The sequence below is a fragment of the Salmonella sp. SAL04157 genome, assembly GCF_046551635.1.
GTDB classification, from domain to species: Bacteria; Pseudomonadota; Gammaproteobacteria; order Enterobacterales; family Enterobacteriaceae; genus Salmonella; species Salmonella enterica.
Window position 1 is genome coordinate 625,303 of the sequence record NZ_JBGDVS010000001.1, and the last position, 19,433, is coordinate 644,735.

Genomic DNA, 19,433 nt, shown 5'->3' on the forward strand with positions numbered 1-19,433 from the left:
CATGAACTTTTTAGAACATTCCTTCACGAAGCGTTATAGTATCGAACGTCGTCGGGTTGTTAAAACCGTAAGTGATTAACCTAAGGAGTGATGGATGTATGGAAAGCAAGCTTATTGACTGGCATCCGGCCGATATCATTGCCGGACTACGTAAAAAAGGGACTTCAATGGCCGCTGAGTCACGTCGGAATGGATTGAGTTCATCCACGCTGGCCAATGCATTAACGCGCCCGTGGCCGAAAGGAGAGTTGATTATCGCGAAAGCATTGGGAACGGAACCCTGGGTTATTTGGCCATCGCGTTATCACGATCCGCGCACGCATGAGTTTATCGACAGAACGCGGCTTATGAGAGCGCGTAATAAAAACAAACAGAATGTAGAGTAAGAGCCTGTAAAACAACCCCCGCATCGCGTTCGCGGGGGTTATTCAGCGTACAGAAGGTTATTCGCCTTTCACGCGTTCAATATTCGCGCCTAGCGCGCGCAGTTTGTCTTCGATGCGCTCATAACCGCGATCGATGTGATAAATGCGATCCACAATCGTCGTGCCTTCCGCAATACAGCCCGCCAGCACCAGGCTCGCAGATGCCCGCAGATCTGTCGCCATGACCTGGGCGCCAGAGAGCGTTTCTACGCCATGGCATATGACGGTATTGCTTTCAATTTCCGCACGCGCGCCCATGCGGCTGAGTTCAGGCACGTGCATAAAACGGTTTTCAAAGACGGTTTCAGTGATAAAGCCCGTCCCTTCCGCCACCAGGTTCAGCAACGTGAACTGCGCCTGCATATCGGTCGGGAATGCCGGGTGCGGCGCGGTACGGACATTGACCGCCTTCGGTCGTTTGCCGTGCATGTCCAGACTAATCCAGTCCTCGCCCACTTCGATATCCGCGCCAGCATCGCGCAGTTTCGCCAGTACCGCGTCCAGAGTGTCCGGTTGCGCGTTACGGCAGAGGATTTTGCCGCGAGAGATCGCTGCCGCCACCAGGAAAGTCCCCGTTTCGATACGATCCGGCAGCACACGATAAACGCCGCCGCCCAGACGCTCTACGCCCTCGATCGTAATACGATCGGTGCCCTGCCCGGCGATCTTCGCCCCCAGCGTAACCAGGAAGTTAGCGGTGTCGACAATTTCCGGCTCGCGCGCGGCGTTTTCAATGATGGTCGTCCCTTCCGCCAGCGTAGCGGCGCACATAATGGTGACGGTCGCGCCGACGCTGACCTTATCCATCACGATATGCGCCCCTTTAAGACGTCCTTCGACGGAGGCCTTTACGTAGCCCTCTTCCAGCTTGATGGTCGCACCCAGTTGTTCCAGACCGGTAATATGCAGATCAACCGGACGCGCGCCGATAGTACAGCCCCCCGGCAGAGAGACTTGTCCCTGACCAAAACGGGCAACCAGCGGCCCCAGCGCCCATATCGAGGCGCGCATGGTCTTAACCAGATCATAAGGCGCGCAGAACACGTTCACCTGGCTGGCGTCAATGTGTACCGATCCATTGCGTTCCACTTTCGCACCTAATTGGCTCAGGAGCTTCATCGACGTATCCACGTCTTTCAGTTTTGGAACGTTTTGGATCTCTACCGGTTCTTCTGCCAGCAGAGCGGCGAACAGGATCGGCAGCGCGGCGTTTTTGGCGCCGGAAATTGTGACTTCGCCCTGGAGCGTCGTTGGCCCCTGTACACGAAATTTATCCATTATTGTATTCTCAGTTAAGCATTCATCTCCGCTACCGGCAGGTTACCCGTAGCTTAAAATCCGTTAAGTTTACGATCGCGCGCCCATTCCGCCGGGGTATATGCTTTGATCGATACGGCATGGATACGGTTGTCCGCAATGTACTCCATTAGCGGCCCATAGACCGTTTGCTGTTTCTTGACCCGGCTCATGCCGTCAAACATCTCGCCCACGGCAATAACCTGAAAGTGACTGCCATCGCCGGAGACGTGGACTTCCTGGAGGGAGAGGGCATTCATCAGCACACTCTGAATTTCATGATTTTCCATGGGTTCTTTATTCGTCAAATAGTGAAAACAGCCCAACATCTTAGAGCAAAGTCGCGCCGTCTTAAATAAGCAAAAGATTACGCTGATAAATCAGCGCGGTAAAAGTGCCGGATGGTGCTGCTAACGCAACTTATCCGGCCTACGGGGATCATGCGAAGTGTAGGCCGGATAAACCATCCGGCATTCATTACATACGGGGAAGTACGTCTTCGGGCAAGTTATATAATTGCGCCAGCGCGTAAACCTTGTCGTTAACGCCAGACAGCGACACGGCATTGCCCTGCTTTTTTGCCTGGTTCACAAGGTGCGCCAGCAGCGCCAGTCCCCCTGTATCCACCCTGGAGATCTGGCTCAGGTCGATACGGGTAACGCCATTCATCGCTTCTACGCGCGCGTCCCATAGCGGCGCCAACACGTCCTGATCCAGCTCTCCCGCCAGCACCAGAGTGTCCGCCTCACGCGTCCAGGTGAGTTGCGGCGTCATTACTGTTTCTCGTCCAAAGTAATTTTCTGTTGAGAGATAGATTTCAGTTGTGCGGTCAGGCCGTCGATACCTTTAGTACGCAGCAGGTCGCTCCACTCATTTTGCTTGGTGGTGATCATGCTGACGCCTTCCGCAATCATGTCATACGCCTGCCAGTTGCCGGTCTGAGTGTTTTTGCGCCACTGGAAATCCAGGCGTACCGGCGGACGACCGTTGGGATCGATAATCGTTACACGGATAGGCACAATGGTCGCATCGCCCAGCGGTTGCTCAGGCGCTATCTGGTAAGTCTGGCCGTGGTACATCGCCAGCGCCTGACCGTAGGCCTGTTTCAGGTATTCGCGAAACGCTGCAAAATAGGCTTCACGCTGCGCCGGGGTCGCCTCTTTGTAGTAGCGCCCCAGCACCAGCGCGCCGGCATATTTTACCTGCACGTACGGCAGAAGTTCCTGATCAACAACGTCGCGCAGGTAATCCGGATTGGCACGAATTTTCGGCTGTTCGTTTTTTAGGCGATCAAAAGTTTTCTGCGCCGCCTCGTTCATCAGTTTATAAGGATTGCTCTGATCCGCTGCCGTTGCTGCGCTTAATGGCGCAATGACCAGCAGGGCCACCATCATCAGTCGTTTAAACATGCCTCAATTCTCCTGAGATTATTTCGTTTCGCCCGCGGGCGTTGTGGCTTCAGTATGGCCTTCCGTTGCGGCTGGCGCATCGCCAGAATTCTTATTGTCGTCGCCTTTGCTGTTATAAAGGAACTGGCCAATCATATCTTCCAGCACCATTGCAGACTTGGTGTCCTGAATCGTACTCCCATCTTTGAGGATAGACGTTCCCAGCTCAGGATCTTCAAAACCGACGTTTAATGCCAGATATTGCTCCCCCAGCAGTCCGGAAGTTCGAATACTCAACGAGCTGGTATCGGGAATATGGTTATAACGCTCTTCGATGTCGAGCGTTACGCGCGGCAGGTATGTTTTCGGATCAAGCGAGATATCTTCAACCCGCCCGACAACCACCCCGCCGATGCGTACCGGGGAGCGCACTTTCAGACCGCCGATGTTATCGAAGGTCGCATAAACCTTATAGGTCGGCTCCGTGCGCATAGAGGTCACATTTGCCGCCTTCAGGCAAACAAACAGCGCCGCCAGCAACGCTACCAGCAAAAAAACGCCTACCCAAATTTCATTTTTTTTCGTTTGCATGAACTCAATTCCCAAACATCAGTGCGGTCAGCACAAAATCCAGCCCCAGAACGGCCAACGATGCGTGAACCACGGTACGCGTCGTTGCCCGGCTAATCCCGGCAGAAGTCGGTATTGCGTCATAACCGTTGAATAACGCAATCCATGTTACCGTAATGGCGAACACCACGCTCTTTATCAGACAGTTCACCAGGTCCATACGCCAGTCGACGGCATTCTGCATCGCGGACCAGAAGAACCCGGCGTCGATTCCCTTCCAGCTTACGCCGACCAGCGAGCCGCCCCAGATACCGACCGCCACAAAGATAATGGTCAGTAGCGGCAACGAAATCACGCCCGCCCAGAAGCGCGGCGAAATCACCCGGCGCAATGGATCGACCGCCATCATCTCCATACTGGAGAGCTGCTCCGTCGCCCGCATCAGGCCGATTTCCGCCGTCAACGCCGACCCGGCCCGCCCGGCAAACAGCAACGCCGCGACCACCGGCCCCAGCTCGCGCAGCAGCGAAAGCGCCACTAACATGCCAAGACTGGTCTCCGCGCTGTAAGTAGTCAGAACCAGATAGCCTTGCAGCCCCAGCACCATACCGATGAATACGCCGGAGACAATAATGATAAGCATCGACAAGACGCCCACATTATAAAGCTGGCGCACCAGCAGCGGCGCATGTTTGCGAAACTCCGGCTTACCGATAATCGCATTGAATAACATTAACCCGGCGCGCCCGAACGTCCTGACGGTTTTGATCCCGCTGTGTCCGAGTGCTGCCAGCGCATTTAACAGCATGAGTGGCTTAACTCCCTGTTTCGAGTAAATCAAGGTGATAGTCGCCCGCCGGATAGCGGAACGGAACCGGCCCGTCGGCAATGCCGTCAAGGAACTGACGCACGCGCGGGTCCGTATTCTCCTGCAACGCCTGAGCGCTACCGTGAGCGACGATTTTTTTGTCCGCCATGATCCAGGCGTGATCCGCAATACTGAGCACCTCTGGCACATCATGCGAGACCACCACGCAGGTCACGCCCAGCGCGCTGTTCAATTCTGAAATCAGCTTCACCAGAACGCCCATGGTAATCGGGTCCTGGCCGACAAACGGCTCATCGAACATGATGAGATCCGGTTCCAGAGCGATGGCGCGCGCCAACGCGGCGCGACGCGCCATCCCACCGGAGAGCTCGGAAGGCATCAGTTTTGCCGCGCCGCGCAGCCCGACAGCTTCCAGTTTCATCATCACAACGCTTTTTAGCAGCGGCGCGGGTAAATTGGTGTGCTCCCGTAGCGGATAGGCCACATTGTCAAACACGTTCATGTCGGTAAACAGCGCTCCCGACTGAAACAGCATACTCATACGTTTGCGGACGGTGTAGAGCCGCGAACGGGACATGGCCGGCACATTCTCGCCATCAAATAAGATCTCGCCCTTATCCGGCGGGATCTGTCCGCCAATCAGGCGCAACAGCGTGGTTTTACCGATGCCCGACGGCCCCATGATCGCCGTGATCTTCCCGCGCGGCACCGTCAGGGAAATATTATCGAAAATGCAGCGTTCGCCACGGGAAAAGCTGACGTCGCGCATATCGACTAAATTGGCCGCAGACTGACCCATTGATTCATCCTTCGTATTGCCTTGTTGAGGTAACCATGGCGCTGAATTTAACCATGGGTTCGACATAATTACAGAATATTAACTGACAGGGTTAGCGAAAGCTGGCATTCGTTTTACTTTTTAGCCGCATAAAGTCAAAATTAGGACTTCGTTACGGCTTCCAGATATCCCTTCCAGGGGACCGGCGAGTATACCTGAAGAAAGGACTTTAGATGCTTTTAGCGATGGCGCTACTCATAATTGGTTTGCTTCTGGTGGCCTACGGCGCCGATCGTCTGGTGTTTGCGGCCTCTATTTTATGCCGTACATTCGGTATTCCCCCGCTGATCATCGGGATGACGGTCGTGAGTATCGGCACCTCGCTGCCGGAAATTATTGTGTCGGTCGCCGCATCGCTACACGGTCAGCTCGATTTGGCCGTCGGCGCGGCGCTCGGTTCTAACATCACCAATATTTTGCTGATCTTAGGGCTGGCGGCGCTGGTTCGTCCATTTACCGTGCATTCCGATGTTCTACGTCGCGAATTGCCATTAATGTTATTTGTTAGCGTGGTAGCCGGTTCCGTACTGCATGACGGACAGTTAAGCCGCAGTGATGGTATCTTTCTCCTGCTTCTGGCTGTGCTATGGCTGTTATTCATTGTTAAAATCGCGCGTCTGGCCGAACGCCAGGGGAATGACAGCCTCACCCGCGAACAACTGGCGGAGCTGCCGCGCGAAGGCGGGCTCCCCGTCGCGTTCTTATGGCTGGGCATTGCGCTGGTCATCATGCCGATGGCGACGCGCATGGTAATCGATAACGCTACGGTGCTGGCGAACTATTTCGCCATGAGTGAATTAACGCTCGGTCTGACAGTCATCGCCGTCGGCACCAGTCTGCCAGAGCTGGCGACGGCGATTGCCGGCGTGCGAAAAGGCGAAAATGATATTGCCGTTGGTAATCTCATTGGCGCCAATATTTTTAATCTCGCCATCGTGCTGGGACTGCCTGCGCTGATCGCGCCGGGAGAGATCAACCCGCTGGCGTTTGGGCGTGATTATAGCGTGATGTTGCTGGTTAGCGTGGTTTTCGCTTTACTTTGCTGGCGGCATCCGCGTCAGATTGGTCGGGGCGCAGGTATACTGCTGACCGGCGGGTTTATCGTATGGCTGGCGATGCTCTATTGGCTATCGCCACTTCTTGTTGGATAACTGGAAACGGATTATGTCGCATTTAGCGTTGCAACCGGGGTTTGACTTTCAGCAGGCAGGCAAAGAGGTCCTGGAAATTGAACGTGAAGGCCTGGCGGAGCTTGATCAATATATCAACCAGCATTTCACGCTGGCCTGTGAAAAAATGTTCAACTGCACCGGAAAAGTGGTGGTCATGGGGATGGGAAAATCCGGTCATATCGGACGGAAAATGGCCGCCACGTTCGCCAGTACCGGCACCTCTTCCTTTTTTGTACATCCGGGCGAAGCCGCGCACGGCGATTTGGGGATGGTTACGCCGCAGGATGTGGTTATCGCTATCTCCAACTCCGGCGAATCCAGCGAGATCGCGGCGCTAATACCGGTGCTTAAACGGCTGCACGTGCCGTTAATTTGCATTACCGGGCGACCGGAAAGCAGCATGGCGCGTGCGGCAGATGTGCATCTGTGTGTTAAAGTGCCCAAAGAAGCGTGTCCGTTAGGCCTGGCGCCTACCAGTAGTACCACCGCAACGCTGGTGATGGGCGATGCGCTCGCCGTGGCGTTGTTAAAAGCGCGCGGCTTTACCGCCGAAGATTTCGCTCTGTCGCATCCTGGCGGCGCGCTGGGACGTAAGCTACTGCTGCGCGTAAGCGATATTATGCATACTGGCGATGAGATCCCGCATGTTAATAAACATGCCACCCTGCGTGATGCGCTGCTAGAAATTACGCGTAAAAATCTCGGTATGACCGTCATTTGCGATGAATCCATGAAGATTGACGGTATCTTCACCGACGGCGATTTACGTCGCGTGTTCGATATGGGCGGCGATATGCGCCAGTTGGGGATCGCCGAGGTGATGACGCCAGGGGGCATTCGCGTGCGTCCCGGTATTCTCGCTGTCGATGCGCTGAATTTAATGCAGTCCCGCCATATCACCTCCGTACTGGTTGCTGATGGCGACCAGTTACTCGGTGTGTTACATATGCATGATCTCCTGCGTGCAGGCGTCGTGTAGAAACTCAAGGATAATTAACGATGAGTAAAGCAGGTGCGTCGCTTGCGACCTGTTATGGCCCCGTCAGCACCCATGTCATGACCAAAGCGGAGAATATCCGCCTGCTCATCCTGGACGTGGATGGCGTATTGTCTGACGGCCTGATTTATATGGGCAATAACGGCGAAGAGCTGAAGGCTTTCAACGTTCGTGACGGCTATGGTATTCGCTGTGCTTTGACCTCCAATATCGAGGTTGCCATTATTACCGGACGAAAGGCTAAACTTGTAGAAGATCGCTGCGCCACGCTGGGGATTGTCCATCTTTATCAGGGACAGTCGAATAAGCTGATCGCCTTTAGCGATCTGCTGGAAAAACTGGCCATTGCGCCGGAAAATGTTGCCTATGTCGGCGATGATCTGATTGACTGGCCGGTGATGGAAAAAGTGGGATTAAGCGTTGCCGTTGCGGATGCGCATCCGCTGCTGATCCCCCGCGCTGACTATGTGACGCACATTGCCGGCGGGCGCGGCGCGGTACGTGAGGTGTGCGATTTGCTGCTGCTGGCGCAGGGCAAGCTGGATGAGGCCAAAGGGCAATCGATATGAGTAAAACCAGACGTTGGGTTATCATTCTACTGTCGCTGGCCATTCTGGTACTGATTGGTATCAATCTGGCGGATAAAGACGATCCTGCTGCCGTGATGGTCAACAGCAACGATCCCACGTATAAAAGCGAGCATACGGATACCGTCGTGTACAGTCCGGAAGGCGCGTTGAGCTATCGTCTGATCGCGCAGCACGTTGAATATTTTTCCGATCAGGCGGTCTCATGGTTTACGCAACCGGTATTAACCACCTTTGATAAGGATAAAGTGCCGACATGGTCGATCAAGGCCGATAAAGCCAAATTGACTAACGATCGGATGCTCTATCTGTATGGCCATGTTGAAGTCAACGCCCTGGTGCCTGACGCTCAATTACGCAGAATTACCACCGATAACGCGCAGATTAATCTGGTGACGCAGGATGTTACCTCGAACGATCTGGTGACGTTATACGGCACAACATTTAACTCCAGCGGACTGAAAATGCGCGGTAACTTACGCAGCAAGAACGCCGAGCTGATTGAAAAGGTTAGAACCTCTTATGAAATTCAAAACAAACAAACTCAGCCTTAATCTTATGCTTGCCGGCTCGCTGCTGGCCGCCAGCATTCCGGCTTTCGCCGTCACGGGCGATACCGAACAGCCTATTCATATTGACTCGGATCAACAGTCGCTGGATATGCAAGGCAACGTCGTGACCTTTACGGGCAACGTGGTGATGACCCAGGGCACGATTAAGATCAACGCCGATAAAGTCGTGGTTACCCGCCCTGGCGGCGAACAGGGGAAAGAGGTGATCGACGGTTACGGCAATCCGGCCACCTTCTACCAGATGCAGGACAACGGTAAGCCGGTGAAAGGCCACGCTTCCCATATGCATTACGAGCTGGCGAAAGATTTTGTGGTGCTGACCGGCAACGCTTATCTGGAGCAGCTTGACAGCAACATTACCGGCGACAAAATCACCTACCTGGTGAAAGAGCAGAAAATGCAGGCCTTCAGCGAGAAAGGCAAACGCGTCACCACCGTTCTGGTGCCGTCGCAGTTGCAAGACAAAAACAAAGGCCAGACTCCGGCGCAAAAGAAGAGTAACTAATTCGTTATGGCAACATTAACTGCAAAGAATCTGGCGAAGGCCTATAAAGGCCGTCGCGTAGTGGAAGATGTCAGTCTGACCGTTAACTCCGGGGAGATTGTCGGGCTGCTCGGTCCAAACGGCGCGGGTAAAACCACCACCTTTTATATGGTCGTCGGTATCGTGCCGCGTGACGCGGGCAATATCATCATCGATGATGAAGATATCAGTCTGCTGCCGCTGCACGCGCGCGCGCGCCGCGGTATCGGCTATTTGCCGCAGGAAGCCTCTATTTTCCGCCGTCTCAGCGTATTTGATAACCTGATGGCGGTACTGCAAATTCGTGAAGATTTGACCGCAGAACAGCGAGAAGACCGCGCCAACGAGCTGATGGAAGAGTTTCATATTGAGCATCTGCGCGACAGTATGGGACAGGCGCTGTCCGGTGGTGAACGCCGTCGTGTAGAAATAGCCCGCGCGTTGGCCGCTAATCCCAAATTTATCCTGCTGGATGAACCGTTTGCCGGCGTTGACCCGATTTCCGTTATCGACATCAAACGCATTATCGAGCATCTGCGCGATAGCGGGCTCGGCGTGCTGATCACCGACCATAACGTCCGTGAGACGCTGGCAGTCTGTGAACGCGCCTATATCGTGAGCCAGGGCCACCTTATTGCCCACGGTACGCCGACAGAAATCCTGCAAGACGAACACGTTAAGCGTGTATATCTTGGGGAAGACTTCAGACTCTGATAGGGTAGAGGGCTATGCTGCTCTAGCGGGAGAAAACGACTCTGAATATGAAGCAAGGTTTGCAACTCAGGCTTAGCCAACAACTGGCGATGACGCCTCAGCTACAACAGGCCATCCGTCTGTTGCAGTTGTCTACGCTGGAACTTCAGCAGGAACTCCAGCAAGCGCTGGAAAATAACCCGCTGCTTGAGCAAACCGATCTTCATGACGAAATCGACACTCAGCAACCTCAGGATAACGATCCTCTCGATACCGCCGACGCGTTCGAACAAAAAGAGATGCCGGAAGAGCTGCCGCTTGACGCCAGTTGGGATGAAATTTACACCGCCGGGACGCCGTCCGGCCCCAGCGGCGATTATATCGACGATGAGCTGCCCGTCTATCAGGGCGAAACGACGCAGTCGTTGCAGGATTATCTGATGTGGCAGGTTGAGCTAACGCCCTTCTCGGACACCGATCGCGCTATTGCGACATCCATTGTCGACGCGGTAGATGATACCGGTTATCTCACCGTATCCCTGGACGAAATTCGCGAAAGCATGGGCGATGTAGAGGTGGATCTCGATGAGGTTGAAGCCGTTCTGAAGCGCATTCAGCGTTTTGATCCGGTAGGCGTCGCGGCAAAAGATCTTCGCGACTGTCTGCTGATCCAGCTTTCACAATTCGACAAATCCACGCCGTGGCTGGAAGAGGCGCGGCTTATTATCTGCGATCACCTTGATCTGCTGGCCAACCACGATTTCCGCACGTTGATGCGCGTTACCCGACTAAAAGAAGAGGTGCTGAAAGAGGCGGTAAACCTGATTCAGTCGCTCGATCCCAGACCCGGTCAATCGATCCAGACCGGTGAGCCGGAGTACGTTATCCCGGATGTGCTGGTACGCAAGCATAACGGTCGCTGGACGGTGGAGCTTAATAGCGACAGTATTCCCCGTTTACAGATTAACCAGCACTATGCCGCCATGTGCAACAGCGCGCGCAACGATGCCGACAGCCAGTTCATCCGCAGTAATTTACAGGATGCGAAGTGGCTGATAAAAAGCCTTGAAAGCCGCAACGACACGCTGCTGCGTGTCAGTCGCTGCATCGTCGAGCAACAGCAAGCCTTTTTTGAACAGGGCGAAGAATATATGAAACCGATGGTACTGGCGGATATCGCCCAGGCCGTCGAGATGCACGAATCCACCATATCCCGCGTGACCACGCAGAAGTATTTGCACAGCCCGCGCGGTATTTTTGAACTCAAATATTTCTTTTCCAGCCACGTCAATACCGAAGGCGGAGGCGAAGCCTCTTCCACCGCGATTCGCGCGCTGGTGAAGAAGTTAATTGCGGCGGAAAACCCCGCGAAACCACTGAGCGACAGCAAGTTAACCTCTCTGCTGTCAGAACAAGGTATCATGGTGGCGCGCCGCACTGTTGCGAAGTACCGAGAGTCTTTATCCATTCCGCCGTCAAACCAACGCAAACAGCTGGTTTGACCCAACCGATAAGGAAGACACTATGCAGCTCAATATCACCGGACATAATGTCGAAATTACTGAAGCCCTGCGTGAATTTGTGACGACGAAATTCGCCAAACTTGAACAGTATTTTGAGCGGATTAATCAGGTATACGTGGTGTTGAAAGTGGAGAAGGTCACGCATATCTCGGATGCGACGCTACACGTTAACGGCGGCGAAATTCACGCCAGCGCGGAAGGCCAGGATATGTATGCCGCCATTGACGGCTTGATTGATAAACTGGCAAGGCAGTTAACCAGGCATAAAGATAAACTGAAACAACACTAATTGTCCGGGCAGTTAGCCAGTGCAGGACGGCCTGTTGTGTGACACAACGGGCCATTTGTACAGTTAGCGCTCCGAACCTGGCCATCAACCTGACAGGACAGGTTCTTAGGTGAAATTATGATAAATAACGATACGACTCTACAACTGAGCAGTGTACTTAACCAGGAGTGTACGCGTAGCGGCGTTCATTGTCAGAGTAAGAAACGCGCGCTGGAAATCATCAGCGAACTGGCGGCAAAACAGCTCAGTTTACCTCCTCAGGTCGTGTTTGAAGCCATTCTGACACGCGAAAAAATGGGCAGTACCGGTATTGGTAATGGTATCGCCATCCCGCACGGGAAACTGGAAGAAGATACCTTACGCGCCGTCGGCGTGTTCGTTCAGCTCGAAACGCCGATCGCGTTCGACGCCATCGATAACCAGCCGGTCGATCTCCTCTTCGCCCTGCTGGTGCCCGCCGATCAAACTAAAACGCATCTGCACACGCTGTCGCTGGTAGCGAAACGTCTGGCGGATAAAACGATCTGCCGCCGCCTGCGCGCGGCGCTGAATGATGAAGAGCTGTATCAAATCATTACTGACACCGAAGGTGAGCAGAATGAGGCATAACAACTCAATGGCATTTCTTTCTGTCGTTGTGAGGAGAAACGGTACATGGTACTGATGATCGTCAGCGGGCGTTCCGGATCAGGTAAATCTGTCGCTCTGCGCGCGCTGGAAGATATGGGATTTTACTGCGTGGATAACCTCCCCGTCGTGCTGTTGCCCGATCTGGCGCGAACGCTGGCCGATCGCCAGATTTCCGCCGCCGTCAGCATTGATGTGCGCAATATGCCTGAATCACCTGAGATTTTTGAACAGGCGATGAATAATCTGCCTGGCGCTTTCTCGCCGCAATTGCTGTTTCTTGATGCCGACCGCAATACCTTGATTCGCCGCTACAGCGACACGCGCCGTTTGCATCCACTTTCCAGCAAAAACCTTTCTTTAGAGAGTGCGATCGATAAAGAGAGTGACTTGCTGGAGCCGTTACGCTCACGTGCGGATCTGATCGTCGACACTTCAGAAATGTCCGTCCATGAGCTGGCGGAGATGCTGCGTACCCGGCTGTTGGGCAAACGCGAGCGCGAACTGACGATGGTATTTGAGTCCTTCGGCTTTAAACATGGTATCCCGATTGATGCGGACTATGTGTTTGATGTCCGCTTTCTGCCCAACCCGCACTGGGATCCAAAACTGCGCCCCATGACCGGGCTTGATAAGCCGGTAGCCGCGTTTCTTGACCGACACACAGAAGTTCACAATTTTATCTATCAGACTCGCAGCTATCTTGAGCTATGGTTACCGATGCTGGAGACCAACAACCGCAGCTACCTTACCGTCGCTATCGGTTGTACCGGCGGGAAACACCGTTCGGTGTATATTGCAGAACAGCTGGCAGACTACTTCCGCTCGCGCGGTAAAAATGTCCAGTCTCGCCATCGCACGCTGGAAAAACGCAAAACATGACCGTAAAGCAAACTGTTGAAGTCACCAATAAGCTGGGCATGCATGCCCGGCCTGCCATGAAGCTTTTCGAACTGATGCAGGGTTTTGACGCCGAGGTGCTATTACGCAATGACGAAGGCACAGAAGCGGAAGCGAACAGCGTCATCGCTCTGTTAATGCTCGACTCCGCCAAAGGGCGTCAGATCGAAATTGAAGCCACCGGCCCGCAAGAAGTTGAAGCGCTGGCGGCGGTTATTGCGCTGTTCAATTCCGGCTTTGACGAAGACTAAACCTCCTCATATACCCTATTTTCCCCAACGCCGTCCCGGTATTTGATGACAGTCACCCCAAAACCGGGCGTGTTACGCCTGCCTGCCACTTATCCCGCAGCCCCACCCTTTCGTAAGATTTGTACATTTCGTGCGCTTTACCTATGCATAAAAACATTAAGAAAACCTTAAAAAATTTCGTTTAGGTTTTATTTAAGTTCTTTGTCCATACTAAATTTATGTGAATAAATTTTTCCAGGACTTGCCATGATCTTCTTATCCAAACAGACTCCGCTGGGCACCGGTCGACATCGTAAATGCTATACGCATCCGGATAATGCCCGGCGTTGCATAAAAGTCATTTACAACCGTAACCACGGCGGTGATAAAGAGATTCGGCGTGAACTGAACTACTATGCGCATCTGTCCCGCTACCTGACGGACTGGAGCGCTATCCCCCGTTATTACGGCACGGTAGAAACCGATTGCGGCACCGGCTATGTCTACGACATGATTACCGATTTCAACGGCGCGCCCTCTATTACCCTGACCGAGTTCGCCGCGCAATGTCGTTATGAAGAGGATGTCGCTGTCCTGCGGCGGCTACTGAAAAAACTGAAACGTTACCTGCTGGATAACCATATTGTGACGATGTCGCTGAAGCCGCAAAACATCCTGTGCCAGCGTATCAGCGAGTCAGAAGTGGTTCCGGTGGTTTGCGACAATCTGGGGGAAAGTACCTTTATCCCGCTGGCGACCTGGTCAACATGGTGCTGTGAACGCAAACTGGAGAGATTGTGGCAGCGGTTTATCGCCCAGCCTGCACTGGCCGTTGCCCTGGAGAGGGACGCGCAGCCAAAAGACAAGAAACGGCTGGCGCTTACTTCTCACGAAGCTTAATGGCCTGTGCTTATCAGGCCTGGACGACACAGATCGCAGGCCGGATAAGGCGTTCGCGCCGCCATTCGACAAAATTAATTAAGCTGGTTGCGCGTCATAAAAGATTCCCCGCCCAGTTGGCGCATCTGGCGCATAATCCACGCCTGCCGGCTACGCACATAGCCGGAAGGCGCATTCGCCTTATAGCGAATCGGGTTAGGCAGCACGGCCGCCAGCAACGCGGCTTCGGACATATTTAAGCGGCTGGCAGGTTTATGAAAATACCGTTGTGCCGCAGCCTCCACGCCAAAAATACCATCGCCAAACTCCGCGATATTCAGATAAACCGTGAGGATGCGCTTTTTGCTCCAGACAGTTTCAATGCCCAGCGTTAGCCCAGCCTCCAGACCTTTGCGCACCCAACTACGTCCATCCCATAAAAAGAGATTTTTCGCCGTTTGCTGCGAAAGCGTAGAGGCGCCGCGAATACGGCTCTCATTCCGCTCATTATGCGCCAGCGCTTTTTCAATCGCCGGAACATCAAAGCCCCAGTGCTCAGGGAACTTCTGGTCTTCCGCCGCAATTACCGCCAGCCCCATCCACGGCGAGATATCCGCCATACTGACCCAGTCAGAATGCGCCACATAACCGAACTCTCCGCCGAGCCAGGCGCTAATCTGCCGTTCCGCCATCACCGCCGAAAAAGGCACCGGAACCACGCTAAACAGCGCAATGCCGCCGCCCCAAAAGACGGCGAGCGCAGCAAGGATACGTAAAAGTAGACGGCGCAAAAACGTTAACGGCGCGATGCGTCGTTTGCTCATTCCGCCAGAACCAGCACGCGCGACACTAATTTATCAATGCCGCTTGCCGCCTGGGCGATATCCTGCGCCAGCATATAGGCAGGGGTGGTCACGACCTTGTTATCCTCATCCACAACGATATCATCAACCGGGCAAGGTACGTGTTCGGCCCCCATCTCTTCAAGTACTTCAGCGGTATCAATATCCGTCCCTATTGTCAGACGTAGCGGGAAGTCAAAGATTTTCGGCAACATTGCGGGCGCGATACAGATGAATCCCAGCGGCTTGCCGGACTGGTGCATGGCCTTCGCCAGCGCGACGACATCGCTATCCACCCGGCATTCGCTCCCCTGGCTGGCGAAATTACTCAGGTTCTTCGCCGCGCCGAAACCGCCAGGCACAATGAGCGCATCCAGCTCCTCTGGCTGAGCCTGGGACAGGGGACGAATATCGCCCCGCGTAATACGCGCCGCCTCAATCAGGACGTTACGCGTTTCCGCCATCGCTTCGCCGGTCAGGTGATTAATAACATCCGCTTGTGGTTTATCCGGCGCGAAGCAGACAGCCTGCGCGCCGCTGCGGGCAATGGCCAACAGCGTCAGAACGGCCTCATGAATTTCGGCGCCGTCATAGACGCCGCATCCGCTGAGCACTACGCCAATTTTTTTCATGGTGAACATCCTCCTGCAACCGACTCAAGCCCATTAATAATTTTGATTAAAATGCTACGCTTCACACATTTAAATGATTCATGTAACAAATCATTTAGGATTTGCTATCTTAACTGCGTGCGGCCTGAAAACAGGACTGCGCCTTTGACATCATCATAATAAGCACGGCGCAGCCACGATTTCCCTGGTGTTGGCGCAGTATTCGCGCACCCCGGTCAAACCGGGGTCATTTTTTTTCCGCGTTTGCCACCCAGGCTTTCAGCACCGCGACATCGTGCTGCCACTCCTGCTTCATCTCTTCAATCCATTCCGCGACATTATCTTCCCAGGCGGGAAGATCCGGCGACTGGATTTGCTGGCCAAGCTGTTGCAGATGACGCAGCCCTACCGAACCGGCGGCGCCTTTAATCTTATGCCCTTCCTCAACGACGCCTTTTTTGTCACGCGCCGTCAGATTGGACTCCAGCACGCTTAAATAGCCAGGCATCATTTTTTCAAACACCGCGAGGCCGTCGGTGATCAATTTAGGCCCAACCAACTCGATGTATTGTTCCAGCATCGGGATATCCAGCAGCGCTTGCGCTTTATCGCTCTCTTCAGGCGTCACGGTACTCTCCTCTTTATCGGTGGCATCCCAGAATTTTTTAATCATCGCGGTTAAGGCCGGCACCGACAGCGGCTTACTCAGCACATCGTCCATACCAGCGTCCAGATACTCTTTTTTATCTTTCAGAACGTTAGCCGTAAGCGCTACCAGCGGCGGTAAATCTTCCCGCGTGTGGCGACGGGTCAGTTCTCTGGCGATATCCAGACCCGTCATATCCGGTAGCTGAATATCCAGTAAGACCAGGTCATATTCGCCCGGCGCGAACATCTCCAGCGCCGCCTTGCCGGTCATCGCGACATCCACGCTGTTCCCCAGTTTTTCCAGTACCGAACGCGCTACGATCACGTTCAGTTCAATATCTTCGACCAGCAGAACATGCAGCGCGGGCAGCGGCATGTCGTCTTCATCAAAGGCGTCCTCCACCTCTTCCGCCACCGCTGGCGCATGAACCGTTAGCGTAAAGGTCGATCCTTTGCCCGGCAGACTGGAGACGGTAATATCGCCGCCCATATTTTTCGCCAGCCGACGGGAGACCGCCAGCCCGATACCGGTACCCGTCGCCGGCTTACCGCCATGACTGTCTTTCACCTGATAATACATGGCGAAAATTTTATCCTGCTCATCCTGCGGAATGCCGATCCCGGAATCTTCCACTTCAAAGTGCAGCATGTCGCCTTCATCATAGCGCGCCCGCACCGTCACCTGGCCCTGCTGAGTAAACTTCACCGCATTGCTGATCAAATTCCATAAAATCTGGCGCAGACGCGTTCCGTCGGTAATGACTTTGTGCGGCAGCGGCAGCGTCGGCTCAAGCACAAAACGTAGCCCTTTTTGCTGCGCCTGCAAACCGGAAAGGTTTTCCAGATCGGCCATAAAGCTGGTGAAATCAACCGGTTGGTTATCAAGCTGAACCTTACGCCGCTCCATCTTATCCATATCAATGATGTCATTGAAAATATTGCCTAACGTCACGGCGGAGACATGGATTGTTTTAAGGTATTTTTCCTGTTCGGCGGTGAGATCGGTATCCAGCAGGATGCGGCTTAAACCGACGATGCCGTTAAGCGGGGTGCGCAGCTCATGACTGATGGTAGAGATAAACGTGGTCTTGTCGCGGCTGGCGCGTTCCAGCGCGTCCTGATAACGCTTACGTTCGGTAATATCACGACCAAATCCCATCAGGCCATGACGTTTACCGACACGGTCGTAATAAGGCACTTTACGAATTTCAAAGCAGGCCTTTCGTCCGTCCGGATAATCCAGCCACTGTTCATAGGTCAGGGAGACGTTATGGCGGAATACTTTTTCGTCGGTTTCAATGACTTTCTCCGCCGCTTCGGGAGAGTACACATCTTCCGGCTTCAAATGCACCAGCTGTTTTTCGCTCTTGCCGGTTAGCAATTCCATTGCGCGGTTACAGCCGGAAAACTCTTTATCCTCATTACGATAAAAAACCAAATCCGGCGAGGCGTCCAGAAAGGAGCGCAGAAAAGAGGATTGCTGTTCTAGCTGGATTTGCGCCTCTTCACGCTCTTTAATTTCTACTTTTAGCTGTTCAAATGTCTCTTGCAGCTCCGCTTCCGCTTTTTCGCGATCGGCAATTTCCTGATTAAGCTGGGCAATATTGTCCTTCAACTGTACGTTAAGCTTGAGATCGCGCTCGCGCATCTCCTCCAGCTTTTGCACCAGACGCGACAGTCGCTGCCTTGACTCTTCCAGTTGTTCAACAACAACGGATAAGAAATAGACCGCCCAGGGCGTAATTAACAGGCCAAAAAAGATGGAACGAATAACGTCGATACTTTCAACCTGACCATGCAGCACCATGGTCACCGCCATCTGCACGACAATCGCCAGCACCACCAATGCCAACGCCAGGAGCATGGAAAAGCGCACCAGACCCAATTTCATCATCAGGTCGACATAGTATTGCGCCAGCATACGAATTTGCTTCATAGAGGATTCCTTCACCACAACTTCGCACATAATACCCAATTATGGGAACCGCGTTGAATATTGTGCGAAATATGCGTAGCGCCCCTCATCACGCTACGCTACAGGTGGTATCCAGGGACGGGCCAGCGCAGAGCCCTGTACGCCATGCTCATTCAGGTATTTGTCCAGCTCAACCATCCCCGTCCAGCGATTCTCACACCACAGCGGGGCAAGCAGCGTCGGACGGCGAGCGCTGGCTGAAATCCGGTGATAAATTATCTCCGGCGGCGTATGACGAATCATCTCACCTGCCGTTAGCGTGTAGTCGTCCAGTTCGATGCCGTTCAGCCGCCCCGCTTCCCAGGCTTTGGCCATCGTACTGCCTTTCACAATATGTAGCGGATGCAGTTTAATACCGTCTACGCCCGTCTCCACCACACGCTCCATGGTTTGCAGGCATTCTGCCTGCCCTTCTCCCGGCAGCCCCACAATCAGATGCGCGCACACTTTCAGCCCGCGCTCCCGGGCAATCCGGGTGGTACGCTGATAGCAGGCGAAGTCATGCCCGCGGTTAATTCGGCGCAGGGTTTTATCGTGCGCGGTTTGCAATCCCAGTTCCAGCCACACCTCGTAGCCTTGATCTTTATATTCACACAGTAAATCTACTACTGCCTGCGGGACGCAATCCGGACGCGTACCGACACATAACCCGACGATACTGGCCTGGCTGACCGCCTGTTGATACATGGAACGCAGCACCTGCACTTCCGCAAAGGTGCTGGTGTAGGCCTGGAAATAGGCCAGATAGCGTTTAGCGCGGTTCACCAGATGCGCCTGATGCGCAAGCTGCTCGGCAATCGAATGATGCTGCTGCGCCTCATCGGCAAAAGAGGCGACATTACAGAAGGTGCAACCGCCACGCCCGATGGTACCGTCGCGATTAGGGCAGCTAAAACCGCCATGAAGCGTCAGCTTATGAACCTTTTGCCCATACCGACGTAAAAGATCCCCACCAAACATATTGACTAATTTCTGTAACTGCATAATCTGATAGACCGCCTCTTAAAAAGAGGCCAAAG

Annotated in this window: 24 protein-coding genes; 13 read left to right on the forward strand and 11 right to left on the reverse strand. The window is 53.8% G+C overall.

Annotated elements, in window-relative coordinates; translation table 11 throughout:
* The first annotated feature begins 98 nt into the window (after positions 1-98).
* Entirely contained in the window at positions 99-386 is a 288-nt protein-coding gene (gene sfsB / locus ACLJRE_RS03060) for a DNA-binding transcriptional regulator SfsB (RefSeq protein ID WP_000444168.1), read from the forward strand.
* A 57-nt stretch (positions 387-443) separates the two neighbouring features.
* Here the strand turns inward: sfsB and murA are convergent, their stop codons facing one another.
* From murA to mlaF, 7 genes are all read right to left on the reverse strand, one after another.
* The gene (gene murA, locus ACLJRE_RS03065; RefSeq protein ID WP_000357288.1) at positions 444-1,703 is read right to left on the reverse strand and encodes a UDP-N-acetylglucosamine 1-carboxyvinyltransferase; all 1,260 of its coding nucleotides are present in this window, start codon (positions 1,701-1,703) and stop codon (positions 444-446) included.
* Between the two features lie 53 nt (positions 1,704-1,756).
* On the reverse strand, positions 1,757-2,011 hold the full coding sequence (gene ibaG / locus ACLJRE_RS03070) for a BolA family iron metabolism protein IbaG (protein WP_001518349.1): 255 nt from the start codon (positions 2,009-2,011) through the stop codon (positions 1,757-1,759).
* A 187-nt stretch (positions 2,012-2,198) separates the two neighbouring features.
* Complete coding sequence (mlaB, locus tag ACLJRE_RS03075; protein WP_000188843.1) at positions 2,199-2,495, reverse strand: lipid asymmetry maintenance protein MlaB; 297 nt, start codon at positions 2,493-2,495, stop codon at positions 2,199-2,201.
* Positions 2,495-3,130, reverse strand: coding sequence for a phospholipid-binding protein MlaC (gene mlaC / locus ACLJRE_RS03080; RefSeq protein WP_000476475.1), 636 nt, complete (start codon positions 3,128-3,130; stop codon positions 2,495-2,497). Before mlaC ends, mlaB begins: the two co-directional genes overlap by 1 nt.
* A gap of 18 nt (positions 3,131-3,148) precedes the next feature.
* On the reverse strand, positions 3,149-3,700 hold the full coding sequence (gene mlaD, locus ACLJRE_RS03085; RefSeq protein WP_001193591.1) for an outer membrane lipid asymmetry maintenance protein MlaD: 552 nt from the start codon (positions 3,698-3,700) through the stop codon (positions 3,149-3,151).
* A 4-nt stretch (positions 3,701-3,704) separates the two neighbouring features.
* The gene (gene mlaE, locus ACLJRE_RS03090; protein WP_000925786.1) at positions 3,705-4,487 is read right to left on the reverse strand and encodes a lipid asymmetry maintenance ABC transporter permease subunit MlaE; all 783 of its coding nucleotides are present in this window, start codon (positions 4,485-4,487) and stop codon (positions 3,705-3,707) included.
* Between the two features lie 7 nt (positions 4,488-4,494).
* Positions 4,495-5,307, reverse strand: coding sequence for a phospholipid ABC transporter ATP-binding protein MlaF (mlaF, locus tag ACLJRE_RS03095; RefSeq protein ID WP_000531566.1), 813 nt, complete (start codon positions 5,305-5,307; stop codon positions 4,495-4,497).
* 212 nt (positions 5,308-5,519) lie between these two features.
* Here mlaF and ACLJRE_RS03100 point away from each other — a divergent pair, with 212 nt between their 5' ends.
* From ACLJRE_RS03100 to yrbL, 12 genes are all read left to right on the forward strand, one after another.
* Positions 5,520-6,497 (forward strand): calcium/sodium antiporter, encoded by a 978-nt coding sequence (locus tag ACLJRE_RS03100; RefSeq protein WP_000922742.1) that lies wholly within the window; start codon positions 5,520-5,522, stop codon positions 6,495-6,497.
* A gap of 13 nt (positions 6,498-6,510) precedes the next feature.
* Positions 6,511-7,497: an arabinose-5-phosphate isomerase KdsD gene (kdsD, locus tag ACLJRE_RS03105; RefSeq protein ID WP_000018617.1), complete on the forward strand. Its 987-nt coding sequence runs from the start codon at positions 6,511-6,513 to the stop codon at positions 7,495-7,497.
* A 20-nt stretch (positions 7,498-7,517) separates the two neighbouring features.
* Positions 7,518-8,084, forward strand: coding sequence for a 3-deoxy-manno-octulosonate-8-phosphatase KdsC (gene kdsC / locus ACLJRE_RS03110; RefSeq protein ID WP_000030029.1), 567 nt, complete (start codon positions 7,518-7,520; stop codon positions 8,082-8,084).
* Positions 8,081-8,656: an LPS export ABC transporter periplasmic protein LptC gene (gene lptC / locus ACLJRE_RS03115; RefSeq protein WP_000047845.1), complete on the forward strand. Its 576-nt coding sequence runs from the start codon at positions 8,081-8,083 to the stop codon at positions 8,654-8,656. The genes kdsC and lptC overlap by 4 nt, the downstream gene beginning before the upstream one ends.
* Positions 8,625-9,179: a lipopolysaccharide ABC transporter substrate-binding protein LptA gene (gene lptA / locus ACLJRE_RS03120; RefSeq protein ID WP_000669770.1), complete on the forward strand. Its 555-nt coding sequence runs from the start codon at positions 8,625-8,627 to the stop codon at positions 9,177-9,179. The genes lptC and lptA overlap by 32 nt, the downstream gene beginning before the upstream one ends.
* A 6-nt stretch (positions 9,180-9,185) precedes the next feature.
* A complete protein-coding gene (gene lptB, locus ACLJRE_RS03125) occupies positions 9,186-9,911 on the forward strand; it encodes an LPS export ABC transporter ATP-binding protein (protein ID WP_000224105.1) in 726 nt (241 codons plus the stop codon).
* Positions 9,912-9,958: 47 nt separating this feature from the next.
* Positions 9,959-11,392, forward strand: coding sequence for an RNA polymerase factor sigma-54 (gene rpoN, locus ACLJRE_RS03130; RefSeq protein ID WP_000809013.1), 1,434 nt, complete (start codon positions 9,959-9,961; stop codon positions 11,390-11,392).
* A gap of 22 nt (positions 11,393-11,414) precedes the next feature.
* On the forward strand, positions 11,415-11,702 hold the full coding sequence (hpf, locus tag ACLJRE_RS03135) for a ribosome hibernation promoting factor (RefSeq protein WP_001176589.1): 288 nt from the start codon (positions 11,415-11,417) through the stop codon (positions 11,700-11,702).
* A gap of 117 nt (positions 11,703-11,819) precedes the next feature.
* Positions 11,820-12,311, forward strand: a complete 492-nt coding sequence (gene ptsN / locus ACLJRE_RS03140; protein WP_000609332.1) for a PTS IIA-like nitrogen regulatory protein PtsN — start codon at positions 11,820-11,822, stop codon at positions 12,309-12,311.
* A gap of 45 nt (positions 12,312-12,356) precedes the next feature.
* Positions 12,357-13,211, forward strand: coding sequence for an RNase adapter RapZ (rapZ, locus tag ACLJRE_RS03145; protein ID WP_000243749.1), 855 nt, complete (start codon positions 12,357-12,359; stop codon positions 13,209-13,211).
* Complete coding sequence (gene npr, locus ACLJRE_RS03150) at positions 13,208-13,480, forward strand: PTS phosphocarrier protein NPr (protein WP_000216797.1); 273 nt, start codon at positions 13,208-13,210, stop codon at positions 13,478-13,480. The genes rapZ and npr overlap by 4 nt, the downstream gene beginning before the upstream one ends.
* Positions 13,481-13,726: 246 nt before the next feature.
* A complete protein-coding gene (yrbL, locus tag ACLJRE_RS03155) occupies positions 13,727-14,359 on the forward strand; it encodes a PhoP regulatory network protein YrbL (protein ID WP_000576804.1) in 633 nt (210 codons plus the stop codon).
* A gap of 74 nt (positions 14,360-14,433) precedes the next feature.
* Here the strand turns inward: yrbL and mtgA are convergent, their stop codons facing one another.
* The 4 genes from mtgA to ACLJRE_RS03175 all read right to left on the reverse strand — a co-directional run bounded on the left by mtgA (position 14,434) and on the right by ACLJRE_RS03175 (position 19,398).
* Positions 14,434-15,162, reverse strand: a complete 729-nt coding sequence (gene mtgA / locus ACLJRE_RS03160; RefSeq protein WP_000044650.1) for a monofunctional biosynthetic peptidoglycan transglycosylase — start codon at positions 15,160-15,162, stop codon at positions 14,434-14,436.
* A complete protein-coding gene (elbB, locus tag ACLJRE_RS03165) occupies positions 15,159-15,812 on the reverse strand; it encodes an isoprenoid biosynthesis glyoxalase ElbB (protein WP_000719811.1) in 654 nt (217 codons plus the stop codon). Before elbB ends, mtgA begins: the two co-directional genes overlap by 4 nt.
* Positions 15,813-16,038: 226 nt before the next feature.
* Entirely contained in the window at positions 16,039-18,375 is a 2,337-nt protein-coding gene (gene arcB / locus ACLJRE_RS03170) for an aerobic respiration two-component sensor histidine kinase ArcB (protein WP_000809819.1), read from the reverse strand.
* Between the two features lie 93 nt (positions 18,376-18,468).
* Positions 18,469-19,398, reverse strand: a complete 930-nt coding sequence (locus ACLJRE_RS03175) for a TIGR01212 family radical SAM protein (protein ID WP_001176885.1) — start codon at positions 19,396-19,398, stop codon at positions 18,469-18,471.
* Between the last annotated feature and the right edge of the window lie 35 nt (positions 19,399-19,433).